Consider the following 19,099-nt stretch of genomic DNA (forward strand, 5'->3'; position numbering starts at 1 on the left):
TGGAGGTCAGGCCATGAGGGCGGTGAAACGCCAGTCGAGGACGGGAACGTCGGACGCTGCGGCGTTGTGCGCGAACACGAGTGAACGCAGATGCACTACGCCGCCACCGCCGGGCAACGCCTCGGCGCTCTCGATCTCGAGTTCGCTGGTGAGAGTGTCGCCCTCGTGGACGGGACCGGTGTGGTCGCAGGACTTCCATCCCAGGACCGTGACGAGGTTGGGCAGCGCGCGCGTGGCCTGCCCGAGCGCGATGCCGATGGTGTGCCCGCCGTAGACGAGCCGTCCGTCCGCACCGACCCGTTCGTCGTGATGGGTGGCCGCGATGTTGAGGGTGAGGCGCGCCAGTTCGGGGGCGCTCGACACCACGTCGCCGCTGCTCCGCAGGACCGCGCCGGCGAGGTCGGTCGAGAAGTGCTGTCCGGGAACCGCGTCGCGGTAGCGGGCGAGGTCCCAGCCCTCGGGGGCGGCGAGGGCCTGCTCGGTCTGCGGACCGATCGCGGACAGGTCGTCGGACTTGCGGACGCGGTCCTCGTCGGGGTTCTCGCTCAACGGGAGCATCGCGCAGCGGTAGAAGTCGAGGACGGTGCGGCCGTCCTGGTCGGTGGACGTCATCCGGAGTGCCGCCAGCCCGGTGGGCTTGCGTCCCGGCTTCGCCGAATTTTCGCGTAGGCCCACCACTTCGGTGCGGGTGTACAGGGTGTCGCCGATGTGGGGGAAGTGGTGGAAGCGGAGGCCGCGGTAGAACAGGTTGGCCTTCACGTGGTGCGTGGCGAGCGTGGACTGCCCGATGGCGACGTCGCAGACGAGACCGGGATTCGCCACGGCGTCCCCGGATCCGGTGACGGTCCGGGACAGGTGCGCGTCGAGGGGCAGCCGCAGGCGGTCGCCGAGGATGGCTTGATGGGCGGCGGCGAGGCCGCTGGTCAGGGTGACGGCGGGGGCGGTGTCGAACACCTGCCCCACCTCGAGTTCGTCGAAGTACGGTCCACCGACGTACGTCTGCGTGATCGTCACTGTGCACCTACCTGGGCGAGGACCCGACGTGCGGCCACCGCGACGGCCTCGTCGAGCATCTGCCCGTCGAGTTGCGCGGCCCCGCTGCCCGCGGCCTCGGCGGCGGCGAGTGCGTCGATCACGCGACGCGCGTCCTCGACTGCGGTGTCGGTGGGGGTGAACGCCGAAGCGGCCGATTCGACCTGCGCGGGATGGATGACCCATTTCCCGTCGAATCCGAGTGCGCTGGTCCATGCTGCCGAGTGGCGGAACGCGTCGTCGTCGGCGATTCCGAGGAACGGGCCGTCGATCGCCTGGATGCCGGCGGCGCGGGCGGCGACGAGGACGCCGTCCTGGATCGCGAGCCAGTGCTCGGGGAGAGCGGATCGGGAACGGCCGAGGGCCGCCCCGAGATCGGCGTAGCCGATGATGACGGACTCGAGCCGGGCGACGGACCGGGTGATGTCGCCGATGTTCTGCACCCCGACCGGAGTTTCGACGAGAGCCTGCAACCCGATGTCGGTGCCGGCGAGAGCCTGATCGGCGTGCGCTAGATCCTGCGCGGTCTCCGCCTTGGGAACCACGATGCTCGTGAGCGCGGCGCCGAGGGACGCACACAGGGCCAGGTCGTCCTCGGCCCACGGTGTGGTGAGCGCGTTGATGCGGACCGAGACGGCCCGGGAGCCGTCGGACTCGCGCACGAGACGGCGCACGAGGTCGCGGGCGTCGGCCTTCCTGGCCGGTGCGACGGCGTCCTCGAGGTCGAGGACCACCTCGTCGGCGGTCGACCCGAGCGCCTTGACGGCCTTGCGTTCGTCGGATCCGGGGGCCACCAGAACGGCGCGCCTGCGGGTGAGGTTCTGCACGATGCTTCATTCCTAGGGTCCGGGAGCCCGGTTCGGGCTGGATATGTACGGCCAGCCCGGTAGGGCTGCGCTGCTGATGCTGGCAGCGGCGCAGCCCTCATGTCAAGACCGATCGTTGACTTTAGGCAGACATTATCGGAGTATGGCCGTACAAATGTTGTGCGAGTGCGAGGTGGAGTGATGGGCAAGCTGAACGAGGAAGAGGCGTACCTGGTCGAGACGGTGCGCGCCTTCATCGACCGCGACGTGAAGCCGACGGTGCAGGCGGTGGAACACGCCAACGAATACCCCGAGAAGTGGATCGAGCAGATGAAGCAGATCGGGATCTACGGTCTGGCGGTCCCGGAGGAGTACGGCGGATCTCCGGTGTCGATGCCCTGTTACGCGCAGGTGACCCAGGAACTGGCCCGCGGGTGGATGAGCCTGGCCGGAGCCATGGGCGGGCACACCGTCGTCGCGAAGCTGCTGTCGCTGTACGGCACCGAGGAGCAGAAGCAGCAGTACCTGCCGAAGATGGCGACCGGCGAGATCCGGGCCACCATGGCGCTGACCGAGCCCGGCGGCGGTTCGGATCTGCAGGCCATGTCCACCAACGCCAAGACCGACGGCGACGATCTGGTGATCACCGGTTCGAAGACGTGGATCTCCAACGCCCGCCGATCCGGCCTGATCGCGCTGCTCTGCAAGACCGATCCGAGCGCGACCCCCAAGCACAAGGGCATCTCGATCGTCCTGGTCGAACACGGTCCCGGTCTGACGGTGTCGCGGGATCTACCGAAGCTCGGCTACAAGGGCGTCGAGACGTGCGAGCTGTCGTTCGACGGTTACCGCACCCCCGCCACGGCGATCCTCGGCGGCACCCCGGGCAAGGGGTTCGCGCAGATGATGAAGGGCCTCGAGACCGGCCGCATCCAGGTGGCCTGCCGGGCGCTGGGCGTGGCCACGGCGGCGCTCGAGGACTCCCTCGCCTACGCGCAGCAGCGGGAGAGCTTCGGCAAGCCGATCTGGAAGCACCAGTCGATCGGCAACTACCTGGCCGACATGGCAACCAAGCTGACGGCGGCACGGCAGCTGACCTGGCACGCGGCCGAGCAGTACGACAGCGGCGACCGGTGCGACATGGAGGCCGGCATGGCCAAGCTGTACGCGTCCGAAGTCGCGATGGACATCGCCCTCAACGCGGTGCGCATCCACGGCGGCTACGGCTATTCCACCGAGTACGACGTCGAGCGGTACTTCCGCGACGCCCCACTGATGATCGTCGGCGAGGGCACCAACGAGATCCAGCGCAACGTCATCGTCTCGCAACTCGTGTCGCGGGGCGGTCTGTAGTCCGGCAACCTGCACGTAGGATCGGTGCGCGATGAACGGTAGGGAACGAGAACGAGAGACGGAGCCGGCGTACCAGCTGGTGTCGAAGCAGCTCCGTGAACACATAGCCGCGGGCAAGTACCGCGGCGGCCTCAAGCTCCCTACCGAATTCGAGCTCGCGGAACAGCACGGCGTGAGCCGGCAGACCGTGCGGCGCGCATTCCAGGACCTGGTAGCCGAGGGCATCGTCTACCGGGTCCCGGGCCGCGGGACGTTCGCAGCCGAGTCCGACGGCCGATACCTGCGTCAGCTGGGGTCGATCGAGGATCTGATGAATCTGTCCACCGACACCACCATGGAGGTGGTCTCCCCGCTGCGCCGCCGGGTCGACATCGAGGCCGCGAGCAGGCTCCGCCTCGACACCGACCTCGTCCACACGGTCGTGTTCCGGCGACGCCACGACGACACCCCGTTCGTGCTGACCACCGTGTACCTTCCCGACGAGATCGCCCGGCTCGTCGTCGACGCACCCGAGATGTCCGAGGGCGCCGTCAGTGCGTACACGATCATTGGTCTGCTGGAGCCGCACCTGCGCAGCCCCATCATCGAGGCGGCGCAATCGATCACGGTCGCACCCGCCCCCGCGGACGTGGCCCGCGAACTCGGCTGCCCCGAAGGCCATTCGATGCTGCGGGTGGACCGCCTCTATTCCGATTCGGAAGGGCGGACCGTCGAGTTGGCGGTCAGCTACTTCCTGCCCGAGCACTACACCTATCGCGTGACCCTGCGACGCGGCGGACGCTGAGCGGCCGCGTCCTTCTGCCGTCCTCGCGCTCGACCGACGTTTCCACGCCCCATCCCGGCACTGCTGCCGTTCCGTCCCGAACTCCGCGACGTGTTCGAGGCGAACGAACCGATGCGCAAGCAGACCGGGGACTTCACCGCCGGCACGGGTGAACAGTAGAGACCGGCCGGTACGAATCGAGGTCCGTGCGGCACCTCGAGCGACCGTCCAGTCCCTCTGCCAGGGGATGACGCCTCGAAGTTCACCCCCTCGACCCGATAGTGTGCACTGCGGGGGCACGCGCACGTCATCACCGAGAATTCGCAGAGGTTTACATTGTCGAGTCCCGAAAACGACGCCGAGCTCGCAGGCCGCGTCCAGCGCCTGCTGCAGTTTTTGCGTGAGATCGTCAGGGCTCGCACGAAGCCGGTCCTCCGCGTCGACCAGCACGAACAGGTCGAATGGCTGCATCAGGACGGCCGGACGATCCAACTCGATTCCGACGCCGCGCAGGGTGACATCGTCCTGCGCGTGCCCCTCATCGGTGTCGAGGATCCGCCGGAACTGCCCACGGTCCTGGCCGGCTGGGTGGATGCGTCGGCCCGCTCCGACAGCTCGCGTTCCGATCTCGAACTGAACGCGTCCGACGCCTACGCAGAGGACTCCGACGAGGAATACGACGTGCGTCGCGCGTATGACTTCCGGCAGGCGTTCGACGCCTACGTGCCGCGCTGGCAGGCGTGGGCGAAGGCCGACCGGGAGCGTCGCCCGCACGCCGATCTGTACCAGTCGTTGCAGCGGATGCTGCAGGAGCTGAACGCCCGCCCCGAGTCGATCGAACTTGTTCTCGCGTCCGGTCTGCTGACCCTGGCGGGCGCCGGTCCGGTCGACGGCGTCCAGACCCACCTGGTCACCCAGTCCGCGAGCATCCACCGCGACCCCCGGACCGGCGACCTGCTGGTGCGGCTGATCGCGGGCTCGCAGCCCCGGCTCGAGGACTCCCAGCTGTTCACCGGACTGGACATTTACGACAGCGCGCACGCGATGCCGCTGCAGAAGCAACTGCAGGACACGGCCGCGTCGCCGCTGAGCGACGGCGTTCGCGCACTGCTCGCGGAGTGGGCACCGAAGTCGCTGATGACGCCTGTCACGGTGCGGGACGGCGTCCGGCCACCCGACGCCGACGCCGACGGCACCCTCACGCTGTCGCCGGCCCTGGTCCTGCGGAAGCGCAGTGCGTTCGCGCTGGTCGAGTATTACGAGCAGATGATCTCCCACCTCGAACGCGACGGCGCGACCGTTCCCCTCGGGCTCGCGCAGCTGGTCGAGGCGATCGAGCCGGCAGACCGGCTGTCGTGGCTCGAGCGCACCGGCGCCGCCACCTCGTCGACGCTCGCCGAGGACCCGCTCTTCCCGCTCCCGGCCAACGCCGAGCAGTCGCAGATCATCGAGCGGCTCGGCGGCGACAGCGGAGTGGTGGTCGAGGGCCCGCCCGGCACGGGCAAGACCCACACGATCGCCAACCTGGTGTCGGCGTTGCTCGCGCGCGGCCAGCGGGTGCTCGTCACGAGCGAGAAGGCGCAGGCGCTTCGGGTGCTGAGGGACAAGCTCCCGCCCGAGATGCAGGAACTGTGCGTCTCCATCACCGATCTCTCCCGCGGCGGCTCGGACGAGCTCACCCGCAGCGTCGCGACGATCGCCGAACGGAAGTCGTCGTTCAACCCGCACAGCGAGGGCCAGAAGATCGCCGATCTCCGCGCCCAGCGGGACGAGGCCGTGCAGAAGCGGGCCGTCGTGCTCGAGCAGGTGAAGGCGCTGCGCGAGTCCGAGACCTACCTCCACGACGCTGTGGCGGACGGCTACGAGGGCACCGCCGCCACCATCGTCCGCAAGGTCATGGGTCTGCAGGATGCCTTCGAGTGGCTTCCCGGTCCGCTGCTGAGCGAGCAGCCGCCCCTCACCGGCACCGAGGTCGAGACGCTGCGCCGCCTCTCGGTGACCGCATCCCCCGAACGGGCGCGGCGGTCCCGTCAGACGCTTCCCGTGCTCGACTCGCTGCTGCCCAACCGGGCCGAACTCGAACGACTCTGCTCGCGGGCGTCGACCAGTATCCCCATCGACACCCCGCAGTCGGCGCATCTGCTCGAGGTCCTCGGGGGCGTCGACCCCGAGACCGCGTACACCGTTCGCCGGCACTGCAAGGAACTGCAGGCCCGCGCTCACGACGTCCTCGACCTCGACGGCCAGTTCCAGGGCCTCGCCGACACGGTCCTCTCCGGCCGTGCGACGCACCTGTGGGGTCGGCTGGACGCCCTGCCCGCGATCGTCGAGGCGGCCGCGGCCGCCGACCGCTACATCGGTGCGCACGACGTCCAGTGCGCCGTCATGACCCGACCCGCACTGCAGGCGGTCGGTGCACTCGCCGTCGCGATGGAATCCGGCGCCGTCGAGTGGAAGGCACGTTTCCGTCGCAGCGAAGAGCAGAAGGCCGTCGAAGAACTCGGCCTCGATGCCACCGTCGACGGCGCACCCGCCACGACCGCCGCCACGGTGCGGCTCGTGACCGAGCACCTGCGCGCCCACGACGCCGCGCAGACCGCCGCCACCCTGCTGGCGGACCTCCGGATTCCGGTCGACATGAACGGATCCCGTGCCGTCCAGGTCGACAGCCTCAACATGATCGTCGGCCGGGTGGCTCGGGTGCGCGCCCTCCTCGTCTCCCGCGACGCGCTGGCCCGCGAACTGTTCGCACTGTCCCCGAACGCGCCGCGGATCCGCACTCTCGCGGATGCCGTCGCGGTGGCCGGGGCCGCCGAGGCGATCACCACGCGTGCCGACGTGGACAGTGCCCGTGCGGAACTCGACGCCATCGTCTCGGCCGTCTCCACCGAGGTCGACGCGGGACCGTCGCCGGAAGGCACCGCCCTGGTGGCGGCGCTCGATCAGGCCGACAACGCGGCCCTCTCGGATGCCCTCAGCCGCTACGCGATCGCCCGCGTCGAACAGCAGGATCAGCGACTGTTCGACGAACTGTCCGACAAACTCTCACCCGTCGCCCCGGCGCTGTACGAACTGGTGCGCAGAACGGCGGCGCTCACCGAGTGGGACGAGATGAGCTGGCAGATGTCGGAGGCCTGGGCGTGGCGCCGTGCCCGCCAATGGGTCACCGAACAGCACCGTGCCGGTCGTGAGCAGGAACTGGAAGCCGAACTCAATGCCGTCGACGCGGATCTCGCGCATCTGACGGCGCGGCTCGCGGCGGCCACCGCCTGGCGCGACTGCCTCGAACATCTGACGGCGGATCAGGTGCGGGCGCTGCAGACGTACCGCGAGCACATCTCGAGCATCGGTGCAGGTGCCGGTAAATACGCCGAGAAGTACCGCAGCGCAGCACGATCCGCGATGGGCGAGGCGCAGGGCGCGGTGCCCGCGTGGGTGATGCCGCTGCAGCAGGTCCTCGCGTCGATCCCGCCCGTGCCGGGCAGCTTCGACGTCGTCATCGTCGACGAGGCGAGCCAGGCCGACATCACCAACCTGTTCCTGCTGTGGCTGGCACCGCGGGTGATCGTCGTCGGAGACGACAAACAGTGCGCACCCGCCGACATCCCCACCACCGGAACCCTCGACGACGTGTTCACCCGGCTCGACGCCTACCTGCCGGACCTTCCGGAGTACGTGCAGGCCACGCTCACGCCGCGGTCGAGCCTGTTCTCGATCCTGCGCACCAGCTTCGGGCAGGTGGTCCGGCTCCGCGAGCACTTCCGCTCGATGCCCGAGATCATCAACTGGTCGAGCACCCAGTTCTACGGCGAACTGCCGCTGGTCCCGGTGCGGCAGTTCGGCGCGGATCGGCTTCCGCCGCTGAAACATACGTACGTATCCGATGCCACTGTGTCGGGCAAGGACGCGACGCTGACCAACCACGTCGAGGCCGCCGCCCTCGTCGACCAGCTCATCGAATGCCTCGTCGACCCCCGCTACGACGGGAAGACGTTCGGAATCGTCGTGCTGCAGGGGCAGTCCCAGGTCGACGCCATTCGAACCGAACTCGTCAAGCGCATCGGCATCGAACAATGGGAGCAGCGGCGACTGCGGGTCGGGACGCCGCCCGACTTCCAGGGCGACGAACGGAGCGTCGTCTTCCTGTCGATGGTCGTGGGACCCGAGCAGAACTTTGCACCGCTGACGGCGAACCAGTACAAGCGACGGTTCAACGTCGCGGCGTCACGGGCGCAGGACCAGCTGTGGCTGTTCCACTCCGTGACCGTCGACGAACTGAAGCGGGCCGACCTGCGCAACTCCCTGCTCAGCTACATGATGTCGACGTCGCCGGCACCGGCCGACCCCATGCCGCAGGACGTCGACCGCGACGTCCGGATCCCCCCGTTCGACAACCTGCTCGAGCAGCGGGTGTTCAACGACATCGCCGAACGCGGCTACCACGTCAATTCCCAAGTCGAGGTGAACAATCGCCGCATCGACCTCGTCGTCACCGGTGGCACCATGAGACTCGCCGTCGAATGCGACGGTGACGCGTTCTCGACCACCCCGGAACAACGGATCGCGGACCTCGAACGCGAACAGGAACTCAAACGGTGCGGCTGGACGTTCTGGCGCGTCCGCGAGTCGGAGTACTACCTCGACCCGAAGGCCGCTCTGTCGAGTCTGTGGGAGACTCTGGACAACCTGGGCATCGCGCCGCACGCGGTGGATCACGCGATCGCCATCGAAGCGGCCGCCACCGAGCGGGCAGCGCGCGAGGCCGCGGCGTCCGAGCGCGGAAAGCACGCGGCCCCCATTGGCGCTGCGCGCCCGTGAGTACTTATTAACGTCCCGCGGTTAACAAGTACTCACAGGTGCGGAGCGCATGAGAATCCAGGAGTTCACCGTCTCCGACGAGACGTCGGGGCCGTATGCGATCACGGCCGGGCCCGACCAGGCCTTGTGGGTGACGCTCGTCCACGCCGGTCGCATCGCGCGCCTCACAGTCGACGGCGAAGTCGCGACGTATCCGCTCGACACCGCGGAGTGTGGGCCCACCATCATCACGTCGGGTCCGGACGACGCCTTGTGGTTCAGACGATTCCGCGACCACCGGATCGGGCGGCTGACGTCGGACGGTGCGATCGATTCCTTCCCGACCCCGACCGCGGACAGCGGCCCGTTCGGGATCGTCGCCGGCCCGGACGGTGCACTGTGGTTCACCGAGACGAATGCCGATCGGATCGGGCGGATCACCACTGACGGGAAGATCACCGAGTTTCCTCTGCCCACGGACGGCGGGTTCCCTTCGGCGATCACGTCGGGCCGGGACGACGCACTGTGGTTCACCCTCAACCAGGCGAACGCGATCGGCCGTATCGACGTCGATGACAACGTCGCGACGCATTCTCTACCCACGCCCGCCGCCGGGCCGGTGGGAATCACGCGCGGGACCGACGACGCGCTGTGGTTCGTCGAGATCGGCGCCGGGCAGATCGGCCGGATCTCCGCCCACGGCCGGATCGACGAGTTCGCACTCCCGGACCGCTCGGCCCGACCTCACGCCGTCGTCGCCGACCCCGACGGCGGTTGCTGGTTCACCGAATGGGGCGCAAACCGCATCGGACACATCGGGCCGGGCGGCGACATCACCGAATACGACCTGCCGACACCGTCTTCGGAGCCGCACGGGATCGCCGTGGGACCGGACGGTGCGGTCTGGGTCGCGCTGGAGATCGGACGTGTTGTGTGCTTCGCACCCGTGAGTACTTGTTAACGTCCCGCGGTTAATAAGTACTCACAGGCGCGAAGCGCACATGCTCACGGGCGCGGCTGCGCACGACTGTCGCCGCGGAACTCGGCGATGACGTCGTCGCCGCGCCGGACGGTGACGTCGTAGATGCCGTTGCGCCCGAATCGGGCCCGCTCCACGGCCTCGGCGACGAGGGTGTCGCCGAGGCGGGTGGCGGTCAGGAATCGGATGTCGGCGCGGGCGGCGACGGCGGGTGAGTCGTATCCGTTGCACGCCATCGCGAATGCGGTGTCGGCGAGGGTGAACACGAAGCCGCCGTGGGTGATGCCGTGGCCGTTGACCATGGTCTCACCCACGACCATCGACGCGACCGCGTGGCCGGGGCTGAGCTCGAGGATCTCGATGCCGAGCGCCTGGGACGCGTTGTCGGCCTCGAACATCTTCCGCGCGATACGGCATTCCGCGGACGCGTCGACAGTCATGGTTCTCCTACTGGTTGTAGACGGATTCTTCTTCTTGGACGTACATGGTGACGCCGCCGGTGGCGAAGTTGCGGACGTCCTTGCCCGCCTGCTTCATCTCCTCGGACTGCAACCCGGACTTCATGGTGGCGGCGTCGGGGAACACGAGGCTCGCCACCGCGTAGTACGGCGGCGTGCCGCCGTCGAGGGCACTGCACTTGCCCCAGGTGAAGTCGGACAGGCCGGGAACCTTGCGGGCCAGCGGCATGTGGGTGTCGCGGTAGTAGGCGTCGAACGCCTCGGGGTCATCGGGCTGGCCGTAGCAGACGGCGACCTTGAAGCTCATGCGTTTTCTCCTTTGGCGACGAGGGTGAGAACGTCGTACGTTGCGACGGGATCGCCGTCCTGGTTGACGACGACTGCATCCCAACGGACTTCACCGTAGTCGGCGCTGCTGCGCGGGGTGATGAGCTTCGCGGTGAGCGTGACGGTGAGGCTGTCGTCGGCCTTGACGGGGGTGAGGAACCGGAGGTTGTCGACGCCGAAGTTGGCGAGGACGGGACCGGGATTCGGTTCGACGAACAGGCCGGCGGCGAGGGAGACGACGAGGTATCCGTGCGCGACGATGCCACCGAACAGGGGGTTCGCGGCCGCGGCCTCGGGGTCGGTGTGGGCGTAGAACGTGTCGCCGGTGAACTCGGCGAAGTGGTCGATGTCGGCGAGCGTGACCTGGCGGGGGCCGCCGACGATGGTGTCGCCGATCCGCAACTGTGCGAGGTTCTTCCGGAACGGGTGGATGCCGTCGTCGTTGCGCTGCGAACCGGTGACCCACTTGTTTCCGACCGCGGTCAGGATGTCGGGGGTGGCCTGGACCGCGGTGCGCTGCATGTGATGCAGGATGCCGCGGATGCCACCGAGTTCCTCACCGCCGCCTGCGCGTCCGGGGCCGCCGTGTACGAGGACGGGCAGGGGTGAGCCGTGGCCGGTGGATTCCTTGGCGTCGTCGCGGTTGAGGACGAGGACGCGGCCGTGGAACGGGGCGAGGCCCAGCACGATGTCGCGGGCGAGTGCGGAATCGCGGGTGACGAGGGATGCGACGAGGCTGCCCTTGCCGCGGGCGGCGAGTTCGATGACCTCGTCGGTGCTTTCGTATCCGATGACGGTGCTGACGGGGCCGAAGGCCTCGATGTCGTGGGGTTCGGTGGCGTCCTTGTCGTCGGAGCGCAGCAGGATCGGCGGCAGGAATGCGCCCGTCGCCTTGTCGGCGCCGACGACCTCGAAGTTCTCCGGGTCGCCGACCACGATCTGCGCCGTCTTGGTCAGGCCGCGCAGCGATTTCAGGACCTCGTCGCGCTGTTCGAGGCTGGCGAGGGCACCCATCGTGACGCCTTCGGCGTCGGGGGCGCCGACCACGACGCGCGACAGCCGGGCCTCGGCCGCGGCGATGACGTCGTCCATCAGTGCGGTCGGCACGAAGGCGCGCCGGATGGCGGTGCACTTCTGGCCGGCCTTCACCGTCATCTCGGTGACGAGCTGCTTGACGTAGAGGTCGAATTCCTCGCTGCCGGGCTCGACGTCGGAGCCGAGGATCGACGCGTTGAGCGAATCGGCCTCGGCGTTGAAGTGGACGCCCTCACCGACGACGTTCGGATGCGCCCGCAGGGTGGCCGCGGTGTCGGCAGATCCGGTGAATGCCACGGAGTCCTGCCCGCCGAGGTGGTCGAGCAGCCCGCGGGCGCTCCCCGACAGCAGCTGGACCGAACCCTCTGGCAGCAGCCCGGATTCGATGATGCGACGGAACACGAGCTCGGTGAGATAGGCCGACTGGCTCGCGGGCTTGACGATCGAGGGGACGCCGGCGATGAATGCGGGGGCGAGCTTCTCGAGGAAGCCCCACACCGGGAAGTTGAACGCGTTGATCTGGACGGCCACGCCGCGGCGCGAGGTGTAGACGTGCTGGCCGAGGAACGTGCCCTTCTTGCCCAGCTGCTCGAACGCGCCGTCGAGGTAGACGGTGTCGTTGGGCAGTTCCCGCCTGGCCTTGCTGGCGTAGCTGAGGAGGGTGCCGAACCCGCCGTCGATGTCGACGCCGGAGTCGCGCTTGGTGGCGCCGGTCGAGGTGGAGAGGGCGTAGAACTCGTCCTTGCCGGCCATGAGGGTGAGTGCGAGCGCCTTGAGGGCGGCGGCGCGCTCGTGGAAGGTCAGCTTCGCGAGCGCCGGTCCGCCCACCTCGCGGGCGTAGGTGACCATCTCGCCGAGGTCGAGTCCGGTCGCGGAGATGCGCGCCACCTCGGAGCCGTCGACCGCGCTCAGCAGCGGCGTTCCCTCGTCCGGCGCGGTGTACCAGCGTCCGGCGGCGTAGCTTTCCAGTAACTTGCTCACGACAACTCCATTTCACCGTACGTTCGGTCGGTTAACAGAATCGTCGCTTCCGCCGCTGGTTGTCAAGGGTGGATCGCAACTTTTCGTGCGCTACCTCCTCTTGCGTACCGACCGAAGATTCGGTTATTAATAGACGGCACCCCCGTGAAGGAGAAGACTGTGGCCGAAGTGTTTTTGGTGGACGGAGCCCGTACCCCGCAGGGTCGATACGGCGGAGCGCTCGCAGGAGTGCGCCCCGACGACCTTGCCGGTCTGGTCGTGGCCGAGGCCGCCCGCCGGGCCGGAATCCCGGGTGACGCCGTCGACGAGGTGATCCTCGGTGCCGCCAACCAGGCCGGCGAGGACAACCGAGACGTCGCCCGCATGGCCGTGCTGCTCGCGGGCCTGCCGGACAGTGTTCCCGGCTACACGGTGAACCGCCTGTGCGCGAGCGGTCTGACCGCCGTGGCCTCCGCCGCGCACACCATCCGCAGCGGCGAGGCCGACATCGTCATCGCCGGCGGCGTCGAATCGATGACCCGCGCACCCTGGGTGATGGCCAAGCCGGGCACCCCGTGGGCACGCCCGGGGGAGGTGGCCGACACCTCGCTCGGCTGGCGCTTCACGAACCCGCGGTTCACCGCCACCGACCGGGACGTTCCGGCCGGGGCCGGACCGGACGTCCGCAAGGTGACGTTGTCGATGGGCGAGACGGCCGAGGAGGTCGCCGCGCTCGAGGGCATCACCCGCGCCGAGAGCGACGCCTTCGCGCTGCGCAGCCAGGAGCGGGCGATCGCGGCGGTCGACGCGGGCCGGTTCGATCGCGAGATCGTGCCCGTGCCGGTGCGCGACGGTGAACTGACCGCCGACGAAACCCCCAGGCGGGGAACCACGCTGGAGAAACTGGGCTCGCTGAAACCGGTGTTCCGCACCGGCGGCATCGTGACCGCCGGCTCGTCGTCGTCCCTCTCGGACGGCGCCGCGGCACTGGTCGTCGCGAGCGAGGCGGCGGTGGAGAAGTACGGCCTGACCGTGCGCGGCCGCATCGTCACCAGCGCCAGCGCGGGTATCGCCCCCAACGTCATGGGTCTGGGCCCGGTCCCGGCCACCCGCAAGGCCCTCGCCCGCGCCAACTGGTCGATCTCCGACCTCGGTGCCGCCGAACTCAACGAGGCCTTCGCGGCGCAGTCGCTCGGGGTGATCCGGCAGCTGAAGCTCGACGAGTCGATCGTCAACGCGGACGGCGGCGCCATCGCACTCGGCCACCCGCTGGGCTGCTCGGGTGCGCGGATCCTGCTGACGCTGCTCGGCCGGATGGAACGCGAAGGCGCCCGCCGCGGACTGGCCACGCTGTGCGTGGGCGTCGGCCAGGGCGTCGCGATGCTGATCGAGGCGCCGTGAACACACTGAAGATCGAGGACCGCGACGACCGCATGGTGGTCACGCTGCACCGTCCCGCGCAGCGCAACGCGATCAACGCGGAGATGATCGGCGAACTGCACCAGGTGTGCGCGTCGCTGGAGGCGACGCCGAAGCCGATGCTGCTGACCGGCGAGGGCGACCACTTCGCCGGCGGCGCCGACATCGCCGAACTGCGCGAACGCGGCCGCGACGAGGCGTTCGCCGGCATCAACCGCAACTTGTTCGACCGCATCGCGAAGCTGCCGCTGCCCACCGTGGCCGCGGTGAGCGGGTACGCGCTCGGCGGCGGCGCCGAACTGTCCTACGCGTGCGACATCCGCATCGCCACCGAGACCGCAGTCTTCGGGAACCCGGAGCCGGGGCTGGGGATCATGGCCGCGGCCGGGGCCAGTTACCGGTTGCCCGAGCTGGTCGGCAAGTCCGTCGCCAAGCAGGTCCTGCTCGGCGGCCGGAACCTCGACGCGCAGGACGCGCTGCGCAGCGGACTCGTGATGAGTGTCGTCGCACCCGGCGCGCACATCGATGCAGCGCACAAGGTCATCGACCGCATCACGCGGTCGGCGCCGCTCGCTCTCAAGCTCACGAAGATGATCGTCGACGCACCGGGCTCGCACCCGTTCGCCGACGACATCGCCCAGGCGGTGCTGTTCGAGAGCCGCGACAAACACGACCGCATGACTGCCTTTCTGGAGAAGAAGAAATGACGAGCTCAGCACCGAAGAATGTCGGAGTGGTCGGCGGCGGCCGGATGGGCGCGGGTATCGCGCAGGTCTTCGCCACCCTCGGCTCCACCGTCACCATCGCCGAGAGCGGCGACCGGCAGGCGGCCCTGAAGCGGGTGTCCGACGGACTGGACCGCGCGCACGAACGCGGCAAGCTCGGCGACGTCGATCCCGCGACGATCCTCGGACGGGTGTCCACGGTGGCCGCCCCCGACGCGCTTCCGCCGGCCCTGGATCTGGTGGTCGAGGCGGTGCCGGAGTTGGTGGACCTCAAACTGTCCGTGCTCTCGCTCGTCGAGAAGACGGTCGACCCGTCGACGGTGATCGCCAGCAACACCAGTTCGATCTCGATCGCCGAACTCGGCAATGCCCTCAGCGACCCGGCCCGGCTGATCGGCATGCACTTCTTCAATCCGGTTCCCGCGTCGACGCTCGTCGAGATCGTCCGCGCCCCCGCCACCGATGCCGGTGTCGTCGAGAAGGTCCGGGAGTGGGTCGCCCAGCTCGGTAAGACCGAGGTGCTGGTCAATGATTCCCCCGGCTTCGCGACCAGCCGTCTCGGCGTGTGCCTCGGGCTGGAGGCGATCCGGATGCTCGAGGAAGGCGTCGCCGACGCCGAGTCCATCGACCGGGCCATGGAACTGGGCTATCGCCACCCGATGGGACCGCTGCGGTCCACCGATCTGGTCGGACTGGACGTCCGGCTCGCGATCGCCGAGCACCTCGCGAAGACGCTCGGCGACCGGTTCGCGCCGCCGGCGTTGCTGCGCGAGAAGGTCGCCAACGGGGAACTCGGCCGCAAGACCGGCCAGGGGTTCTTCACCTGGTCCTGACCGGGCCACGCACACCACAACCAGCAGGAGGCACATTCTCATGAGCACTGACGACGTGGTCGGACTTTCCGTGGACGCGGGACTGGCCACTATCACCCTGCGCCGCGCGGGCGCGTCCAACGCCCTGGATCGCGCGGTGAAGGAGCAGTTGCTGGCGGCGGTGGAGAAGGTCGCCTCCGACGACGGCGTGCGCGCCCTGCTGCTGCAGGCGGAGGGCAAGAACTTCTGCGTCGGCCAGGACCTGGCCGAGCACGTGGCCGGCCTCGAGGCGGACGCCGCGCACGCGATGGACACCGTCGCCGAGCACTACAACCCGCTGCTCCGGGCGCTGGCCGGGGTCCGCGTCCCGGTCGTCGTCGCGGTCGGCGGGGCCTGCGTCGGGGCGGGGCTGGGCATCGCCCTGGCCGCCGACATCCGGATCGTAGGGGAGGGCGCGAAGTTCGCCACGGCGTTCACGGGGATCGCGCTGGCCGGCGACTCCGGGCTGAGCCACACCCTGGTGCAGGCGCTGGGAGCGAGCCGGGCGACCGGGCTGATGATGCTCGGCGACCGGTTCACGGCGGCGCAGGCGCTGGACTGGGGGCTGGTGCACCGGGTGGTGCCCGACGCCGAACTCGGGGACGCGGCCACCGCGCTCGCGCGGAAGCTCGCCGACGGTCCCACGGCCGCGTACGCGCAGGTCAAGTCGCTGGTCTCGGCAGCGTCGAGCGGGCTGTCGGAGGCGCTCGAGCGGGAGCGCGAGGCCGCCGAGCAGCTCGGCCGGTCGAAGGATCACCGCAGCGCGGTCGACGCGTTCCTCGCGAAGCGCACGCCCGCCTTCGAAGGCCACTGACGTAATTCGGCTCCCGCCCTTGTGTGGGCGGGGGCTGACATGCATACTTGATACCAACCGATCATTCGGTAATAGAGGTAGGACATATGACCACGTCACACGCTTCCGATGAGCTGCAAGAGCTCTTCGATGACACCATCGCAGCCGACCAGAGGGTCGAGCCGCGGGACTGGATGCCCGACGGCTACCGCAAGACGCTGATCCGGCAGATCGCGCAGCACGCGCATTCGGAGATCATCGGCATGCAGCCGGAGGGCAACTGGCTCACCCGTGCGCCGTCGCTGCGTCGCAAGGCGATCCTCATGGCGAAGGTCCAGGACGAGGCCGGACACGGCCTGTACCTGTACTCGGCGGCCGAGACGCTCGGAGCCGACCGCGCCGACCTCACCGAGAAGCTCATCGAGGGCAAGCAGAAGTACTCCTCGATCTTCAACTACCCGACGCTGACCTACGCCGACGTCGGCGTGATCGGCTGGCTCGTCGACGGCGCCGCGATCTGCAACCAGGTCCCGTTGTGCCGCAGCTCCTTCGGTCCGTACGCGCGGGCGATGATCCGGGTGTGCAAGGAGGAGTCCTTCCACCAGCGTCAGGGTTTCGAACTGCTGATGACGATGATGCGCGGCACCGACGCCCAGCGCGAGATGGTGCAGGAGTCGGTGAACCGCTGGTGGTGGCCGGCGCTGATGATGTTCGGACCGCCGGACGATCAGTCGCCCAACTCCGAGCAGTCCATGAAGTGGCGCATCAAGCGGCACACCAACGACGAACTTCGTCAGCGGTTCGTCGACATGTCCATCCCGCAGGCCGAGGTGCTCGGCGTGACGTTCCCGGATCCGGACCTGAAGTGGAACGCCGAGCGCGGCGCTCACGACTTCGGCGAGCCCGACTGGAGCGAGTTCATGCAGGTGATCAAGGGCAACGGCGCATCGAGCGTCGAGCGCGTCGCCAACCGGCGGGCAGCACACGAGAACGGGGCGTGGGTGCGGGAGGCCGCGACGGCCTTCGCTCGCCGCGAGAGCAGCAAGGAGAACGCACGATGAGCACGGACGACAACGCAGTGCGCGCGGACTGGCCCCTGTACGAGGTGTTCCTGCGCGGCAAGCGCGGACTCAACCACGTTCACGTCGGATCCCTGCACGCCGCCGACGACGAGATGGCCGTCCGGCACGCCCGGGACGTCTACACCCGCCGCAACGAGGGCGTGAGCATCTGGGTGGTGCGGTCCAATTCGATCGTGGCGTCCAGCCCGTCGGAGAAGGATCCCTACTTCGCGCCCAGCGGCGACAAGGTGTACCGGCACCCCACGTTCTACGAGATCCCCGACAACGTTCCCCACATGTGAGGCTGACGATGACCGACCACGACAATGCTTACGAAGGCCTCGTCGACGAAGACAGCCACGGCCAGTGGGCGTTCGGCACCAGCTTCGACGACCCCCTCGCGGGTGTCGACACCACGGTTCCGGAGGACGTCGACCTCTCCGCGCTGGCGGGCTACTGCCTGATGCTCGGTGACGATGCACTGATCAGCTCACAGCGTCTCGCCGAGTGGAGCACGCGCGCACCGGAACTCGAGGAAGAGGTTGCGCTCGCGAACGTCGGGCTCGACCTGCTCGGTCAGGCGCGACTGCTGCTCGCCCGTGCGGCCGCGGCGGACGTGTCGGTGGTGCCGTACATCTCCGACACGAGCCCGATTCCCGCCGAGGACGCGCTCGCGTTCTTCCGGGACGAGAATCGGTTCCGCAACACCCGGCTGGCCGAACTCGACAATGGCGACTTCGCTCAGTCGATCACGCGACTGCTGGTGTTCTCGACGTGGCGCCTCGCACTGTTCGACCGTCTCCGCACGTCCCGGGACCCGGTCCTCGCGGCGGTCGCGGTGAAGGGCGTCAAGGAACTCACCTACCACCGCGACTACGCGGCCCGCTGGGTTGTGACGCTCGGCTGCGGCACGGAGGAGTCGAAGACCAGGATGGCAGCGGCGCTTACCCGCGTGTGGCCGTACGTCGAGGAACTGTTCGTCCCGACCACCGAGGAGCTTGCGCTCGCGGCGGTGGGGGTGGGCGTCGACCCGCGGGACGTGCGCGAGGAATTCGATTCGGTGCTCGAGCAGGTGCTGCACGCCGCCGAGCTCACCGCCCCGACCGGCCGGACAGTCGGCACCGTCGGCGGTCGGGCAGGCAGGCAGGGGCTGCACACCGAGGCGCTCGGACTGCTGCTCGCCGAGATGCAGAGCGTGGCCCGGGCGCATCCCGAAGGAGTGTGGTGACATGACCACCGCCGTGCGCAGCGACGCCCGTCGCCTCGCCGAATCCGTGCTCGACCCCGAGATGCCGATGCTCACGCTCGCCGATCTCGGTGTGCTGCGCGACGTCGAGGAATACGCCGACGGGTCGGTGGTCGTGACCATCACCCCCACCTATTCCGGTTGCCCCGCGATGGCCACCATGCGGGACGACATCGAGCACACCCTGCAGGACGCCGGGTTCGGCAGCGTCGAGGTCAGGACCGTCCTGTCGCCGCCGTGGAGCACGGACTGGATCAGCGAGAACGGCAGGCGCAAGCTCCGCGAGAACGGTTACTCGACTCCCGGTCCCGCGCCGCGACGCGCATCGGGCCCGGTGCCGTTGACCCTCACCGTCAAGCCGCGACCCGTGGCATGCCCCAAGTGCCACTCGGCGAACACGCGGCTCGACTCGGAATTCGGGGCGACGCTGTGCAAGGCGCTCTACCGGTGCCTGGACTGCCTCGAACCCTTCGATCACGTGAAGGAAATCTGAC

Annotated in this window: 17 protein-coding genes; 12 read left to right on the forward strand and 5 right to left on the reverse strand. The window is 68.9% G+C overall.

Annotated elements, in window-relative coordinates; all coding sequences use genetic code 11:
• Nucleotides 1–6: 6 nt before the first annotated feature.
• Both HGB39_RS08145 and HGB39_RS08150 read right to left on the reverse strand, forming a co-directional pair.
• Nucleotides 7–1,014, reverse strand: coding sequence for a MaoC family dehydratase (locus tag HGB39_RS08145; protein ID WP_005565800.1), 1,008 nt, complete (start codon nt 1,012–1,014; stop codon nt 7–9).
• Nucleotides 1,011–1,859: an HpcH/HpaI aldolase/citrate lyase family protein gene (locus HGB39_RS08150; RefSeq protein ID WP_005565799.1), complete on the reverse strand. Its 849-nt coding sequence runs from the start codon at nt 1,857–1,859 to the stop codon at nt 1,011–1,013. The genes HGB39_RS08145 and HGB39_RS08150 overlap by 4 nt, the downstream gene beginning before the upstream one ends.
• Nucleotides 1,860–2,039: 180 nt before the next feature.
• Here HGB39_RS08150 and HGB39_RS08155 point away from each other — a divergent pair, with 180 nt between their 5' ends.
• From HGB39_RS08155 to HGB39_RS08170, 4 genes are all read left to right on the forward strand, one after another.
• Nucleotides 2,040–3,191: an acyl-CoA dehydrogenase family protein gene (locus HGB39_RS08155; protein WP_005565798.1), complete on the forward strand. Its 1,152-nt coding sequence runs from the start codon at nt 2,040–2,042 to the stop codon at nt 3,189–3,191.
• 31 nt (nt 3,192–3,222) lie between these two features.
• The gene (locus HGB39_RS08160; protein ID WP_005250759.1) at nt 3,223–3,975 is read left to right on the forward strand and encodes a GntR family transcriptional regulator; all 753 of its coding nucleotides are present in this window, start codon (nt 3,223–3,225) and stop codon (nt 3,973–3,975) included.
• Nucleotides 3,976–4,290: 315 nt separating this feature from the next.
• Nucleotides 4,291–8,772, forward strand: a complete 4,482-nt coding sequence (locus tag HGB39_RS08165; protein ID WP_064080457.1) for a PDDEXK-like endonuclease domain-containing protein — start codon at nt 4,291–4,293, stop codon at nt 8,770–8,772.
• Between the two features lie 49 nt (nt 8,773–8,821).
• Nucleotides 8,822–9,712, forward strand: coding sequence for a Vgb family protein (locus HGB39_RS08170; RefSeq protein WP_005565795.1), 891 nt, complete (start codon nt 8,822–8,824; stop codon nt 9,710–9,712).
• Between the two features lie 44 nt (nt 9,713–9,756).
• Here HGB39_RS08170 and paaI read toward each other — a convergent pair whose 3' ends face one another.
• From paaI to paaZ, 3 genes are read right to left on the reverse strand one after another with little or no spacing between them, the layout of a single operon-like run.
• On the reverse strand, nt 9,757–10,170 hold the full coding sequence (gene paaI, locus HGB39_RS08175; RefSeq protein ID WP_005250762.1) for a hydroxyphenylacetyl-CoA thioesterase PaaI: 414 nt from the start codon (nt 10,168–10,170) through the stop codon (nt 9,757–9,759).
• Nucleotides 10,171–10,177: 7 nt separating this feature from the next.
• Nucleotides 10,178–10,495 carry an EthD family reductase gene (locus tag HGB39_RS08180; RefSeq protein ID WP_005565792.1) on the reverse strand — a complete coding sequence of 106 codons (318 nt, stop codon included), beginning with the start codon at nt 10,493–10,495 and terminating at the stop codon, nt 10,178–10,180.
• Nucleotides 10,492–12,531 carry a phenylacetic acid degradation bifunctional protein PaaZ gene (paaZ, locus tag HGB39_RS08185; RefSeq protein WP_005565790.1) on the reverse strand — a complete coding sequence of 680 codons (2,040 nt, stop codon included), beginning with the start codon at nt 12,529–12,531 and terminating at the stop codon, nt 10,492–10,494. The genes HGB39_RS08180 and paaZ overlap by 4 nt, the downstream gene beginning before the upstream one ends.
• A 159-nt stretch (nt 12,532–12,690) precedes the next feature.
• Here paaZ and HGB39_RS08190 point away from each other — a divergent pair, with 159 nt between their 5' ends.
• From HGB39_RS08190 to paaD, 8 genes are all read left to right on the forward strand, one after another.
• Complete coding sequence (locus tag HGB39_RS08190) at nt 12,691–13,911, forward strand: thiolase family protein (RefSeq protein ID WP_043789348.1); 1,221 nt, start codon at nt 12,691–12,693, stop codon at nt 13,909–13,911.
• Entirely contained in the window at nt 13,908–14,636 is a 729-nt protein-coding gene (locus HGB39_RS08195) for an enoyl-CoA hydratase/isomerase family protein (protein ID WP_005565787.1), read from the forward strand. Before HGB39_RS08190 ends, HGB39_RS08195 begins: the two co-directional genes overlap by 4 nt.
• On the forward strand, nt 14,633–15,487 hold the full coding sequence (locus HGB39_RS08200; RefSeq protein ID WP_064080456.1) for a 3-hydroxyacyl-CoA dehydrogenase family protein: 855 nt from the start codon (nt 14,633–14,635) through the stop codon (nt 15,485–15,487). The genes HGB39_RS08195 and HGB39_RS08200 overlap by 4 nt, the downstream gene beginning before the upstream one ends.
• A gap of 40 nt (nt 15,488–15,527) precedes the next feature.
• Nucleotides 15,528–16,319, forward strand: a complete 792-nt coding sequence (locus tag HGB39_RS08205; protein ID WP_005255950.1) for an enoyl-CoA hydratase-related protein — start codon at nt 15,528–15,530, stop codon at nt 16,317–16,319.
• Between the two features lie 86 nt (nt 16,320–16,405).
• On the forward strand, nt 16,406–17,359 hold the full coding sequence (gene paaA / locus HGB39_RS08210) for a 1,2-phenylacetyl-CoA epoxidase subunit PaaA (RefSeq protein WP_005250773.1): 954 nt from the start codon (nt 16,406–16,408) through the stop codon (nt 17,357–17,359).
• Nucleotides 17,356–17,661: a 1,2-phenylacetyl-CoA epoxidase subunit PaaB gene (gene paaB, locus HGB39_RS08215; protein WP_005250775.1), complete on the forward strand. Its 306-nt coding sequence runs from the start codon at nt 17,356–17,358 to the stop codon at nt 17,659–17,661. Before paaA ends, paaB begins: the two co-directional genes overlap by 4 nt.
• Before the next feature lie 8 nt (nt 17,662–17,669).
• The gene (gene paaC / locus HGB39_RS08220) at nt 17,670–18,587 is read left to right on the forward strand and encodes a 1,2-phenylacetyl-CoA epoxidase subunit PaaC (RefSeq protein WP_043789503.1); all 918 of its coding nucleotides are present in this window, start codon (nt 17,670–17,672) and stop codon (nt 18,585–18,587) included.
• Between the two features lies 1 nt (nt 18,588).
• Nucleotides 18,589–19,098, forward strand: coding sequence for a 1,2-phenylacetyl-CoA epoxidase subunit PaaD (gene paaD, locus HGB39_RS08225; protein ID WP_005566102.1), 510 nt, complete (start codon nt 18,589–18,591; stop codon nt 19,096–19,098).
• Nucleotide 19,099 lies beyond the last annotated feature (1 nt).

Origin of the sequence: Rhodococcus opacus (assembly GCF_012396235.1) — a bacterium.
GTDB classification, from domain to species: Bacteria; Actinomycetota; Actinomycetes; order Mycobacteriales; family Mycobacteriaceae; genus Rhodococcus_F; species Rhodococcus_F opacus.

What these genes read in the sequence shown, in the direction of transcription:
- HGB39_RS08155 (WP_005565798.1), top strand. Translation starts at nt 2,040, where the DNA reads ATGGGCAAGCTGAACGAGGAAGAGGCGTACCTGGTCGAGACGGTGCGC.
- HGB39_RS08160 (WP_005250759.1), top strand. Translation starts at nt 3,223, where the DNA reads ATGAACGGTAGGGAACGAGAACGAGAGACGGAGCCGGCGTACCAGCTG.
- HGB39_RS08170 (WP_005565795.1), top strand. Translation starts at nt 8,822, where the DNA reads ATGAGAATCCAGGAGTTCACCGTCTCCGACGAGACGTCGGGGCCGTAT.
- paaI (WP_005250762.1), bottom strand. Translation starts at nt 10,170, where the DNA reads ATGACTGTCGACGCGTCCGCGGAATGCCGTATCGCGCGGAAGATGTTC.
- HGB39_RS08180 (WP_005565792.1), bottom strand. Translation starts at nt 10,495, where the DNA reads ATGAGCTTCAAGGTCGCCGTCTGCTACGGCCAGCCCGATGACCCCGAG.
- HGB39_RS08200 (WP_064080456.1), top strand. Translation starts at nt 14,633, where the DNA reads ATGACGAGCTCAGCACCGAAGAATGTCGGAGTGGTCGGCGGCGGCCGG.
- HGB39_RS08205 (WP_005255950.1), top strand. Translation starts at nt 15,528, where the DNA reads ATGAGCACTGACGACGTGGTCGGACTTTCCGTGGACGCGGGACTGGCC.
- paaA (WP_005250773.1), top strand. Translation starts at nt 16,406, where the DNA reads ATGACCACGTCACACGCTTCCGATGAGCTGCAAGAGCTCTTCGATGAC.
- paaB (WP_005250775.1), top strand. Translation starts at nt 17,356, where the DNA reads ATGAGCACGGACGACAACGCAGTGCGCGCGGACTGGCCCCTGTACGAG.
- paaC (WP_043789503.1), top strand. Translation starts at nt 17,670, where the DNA reads ATGACCGACCACGACAATGCTTACGAAGGCCTCGTCGACGAAGACAGC.
- paaD (WP_005566102.1), top strand. Translation starts at nt 18,589, where the DNA reads ATGACCACCGCCGTGCGCAGCGACGCCCGTCGCCTCGCCGAATCCGTG.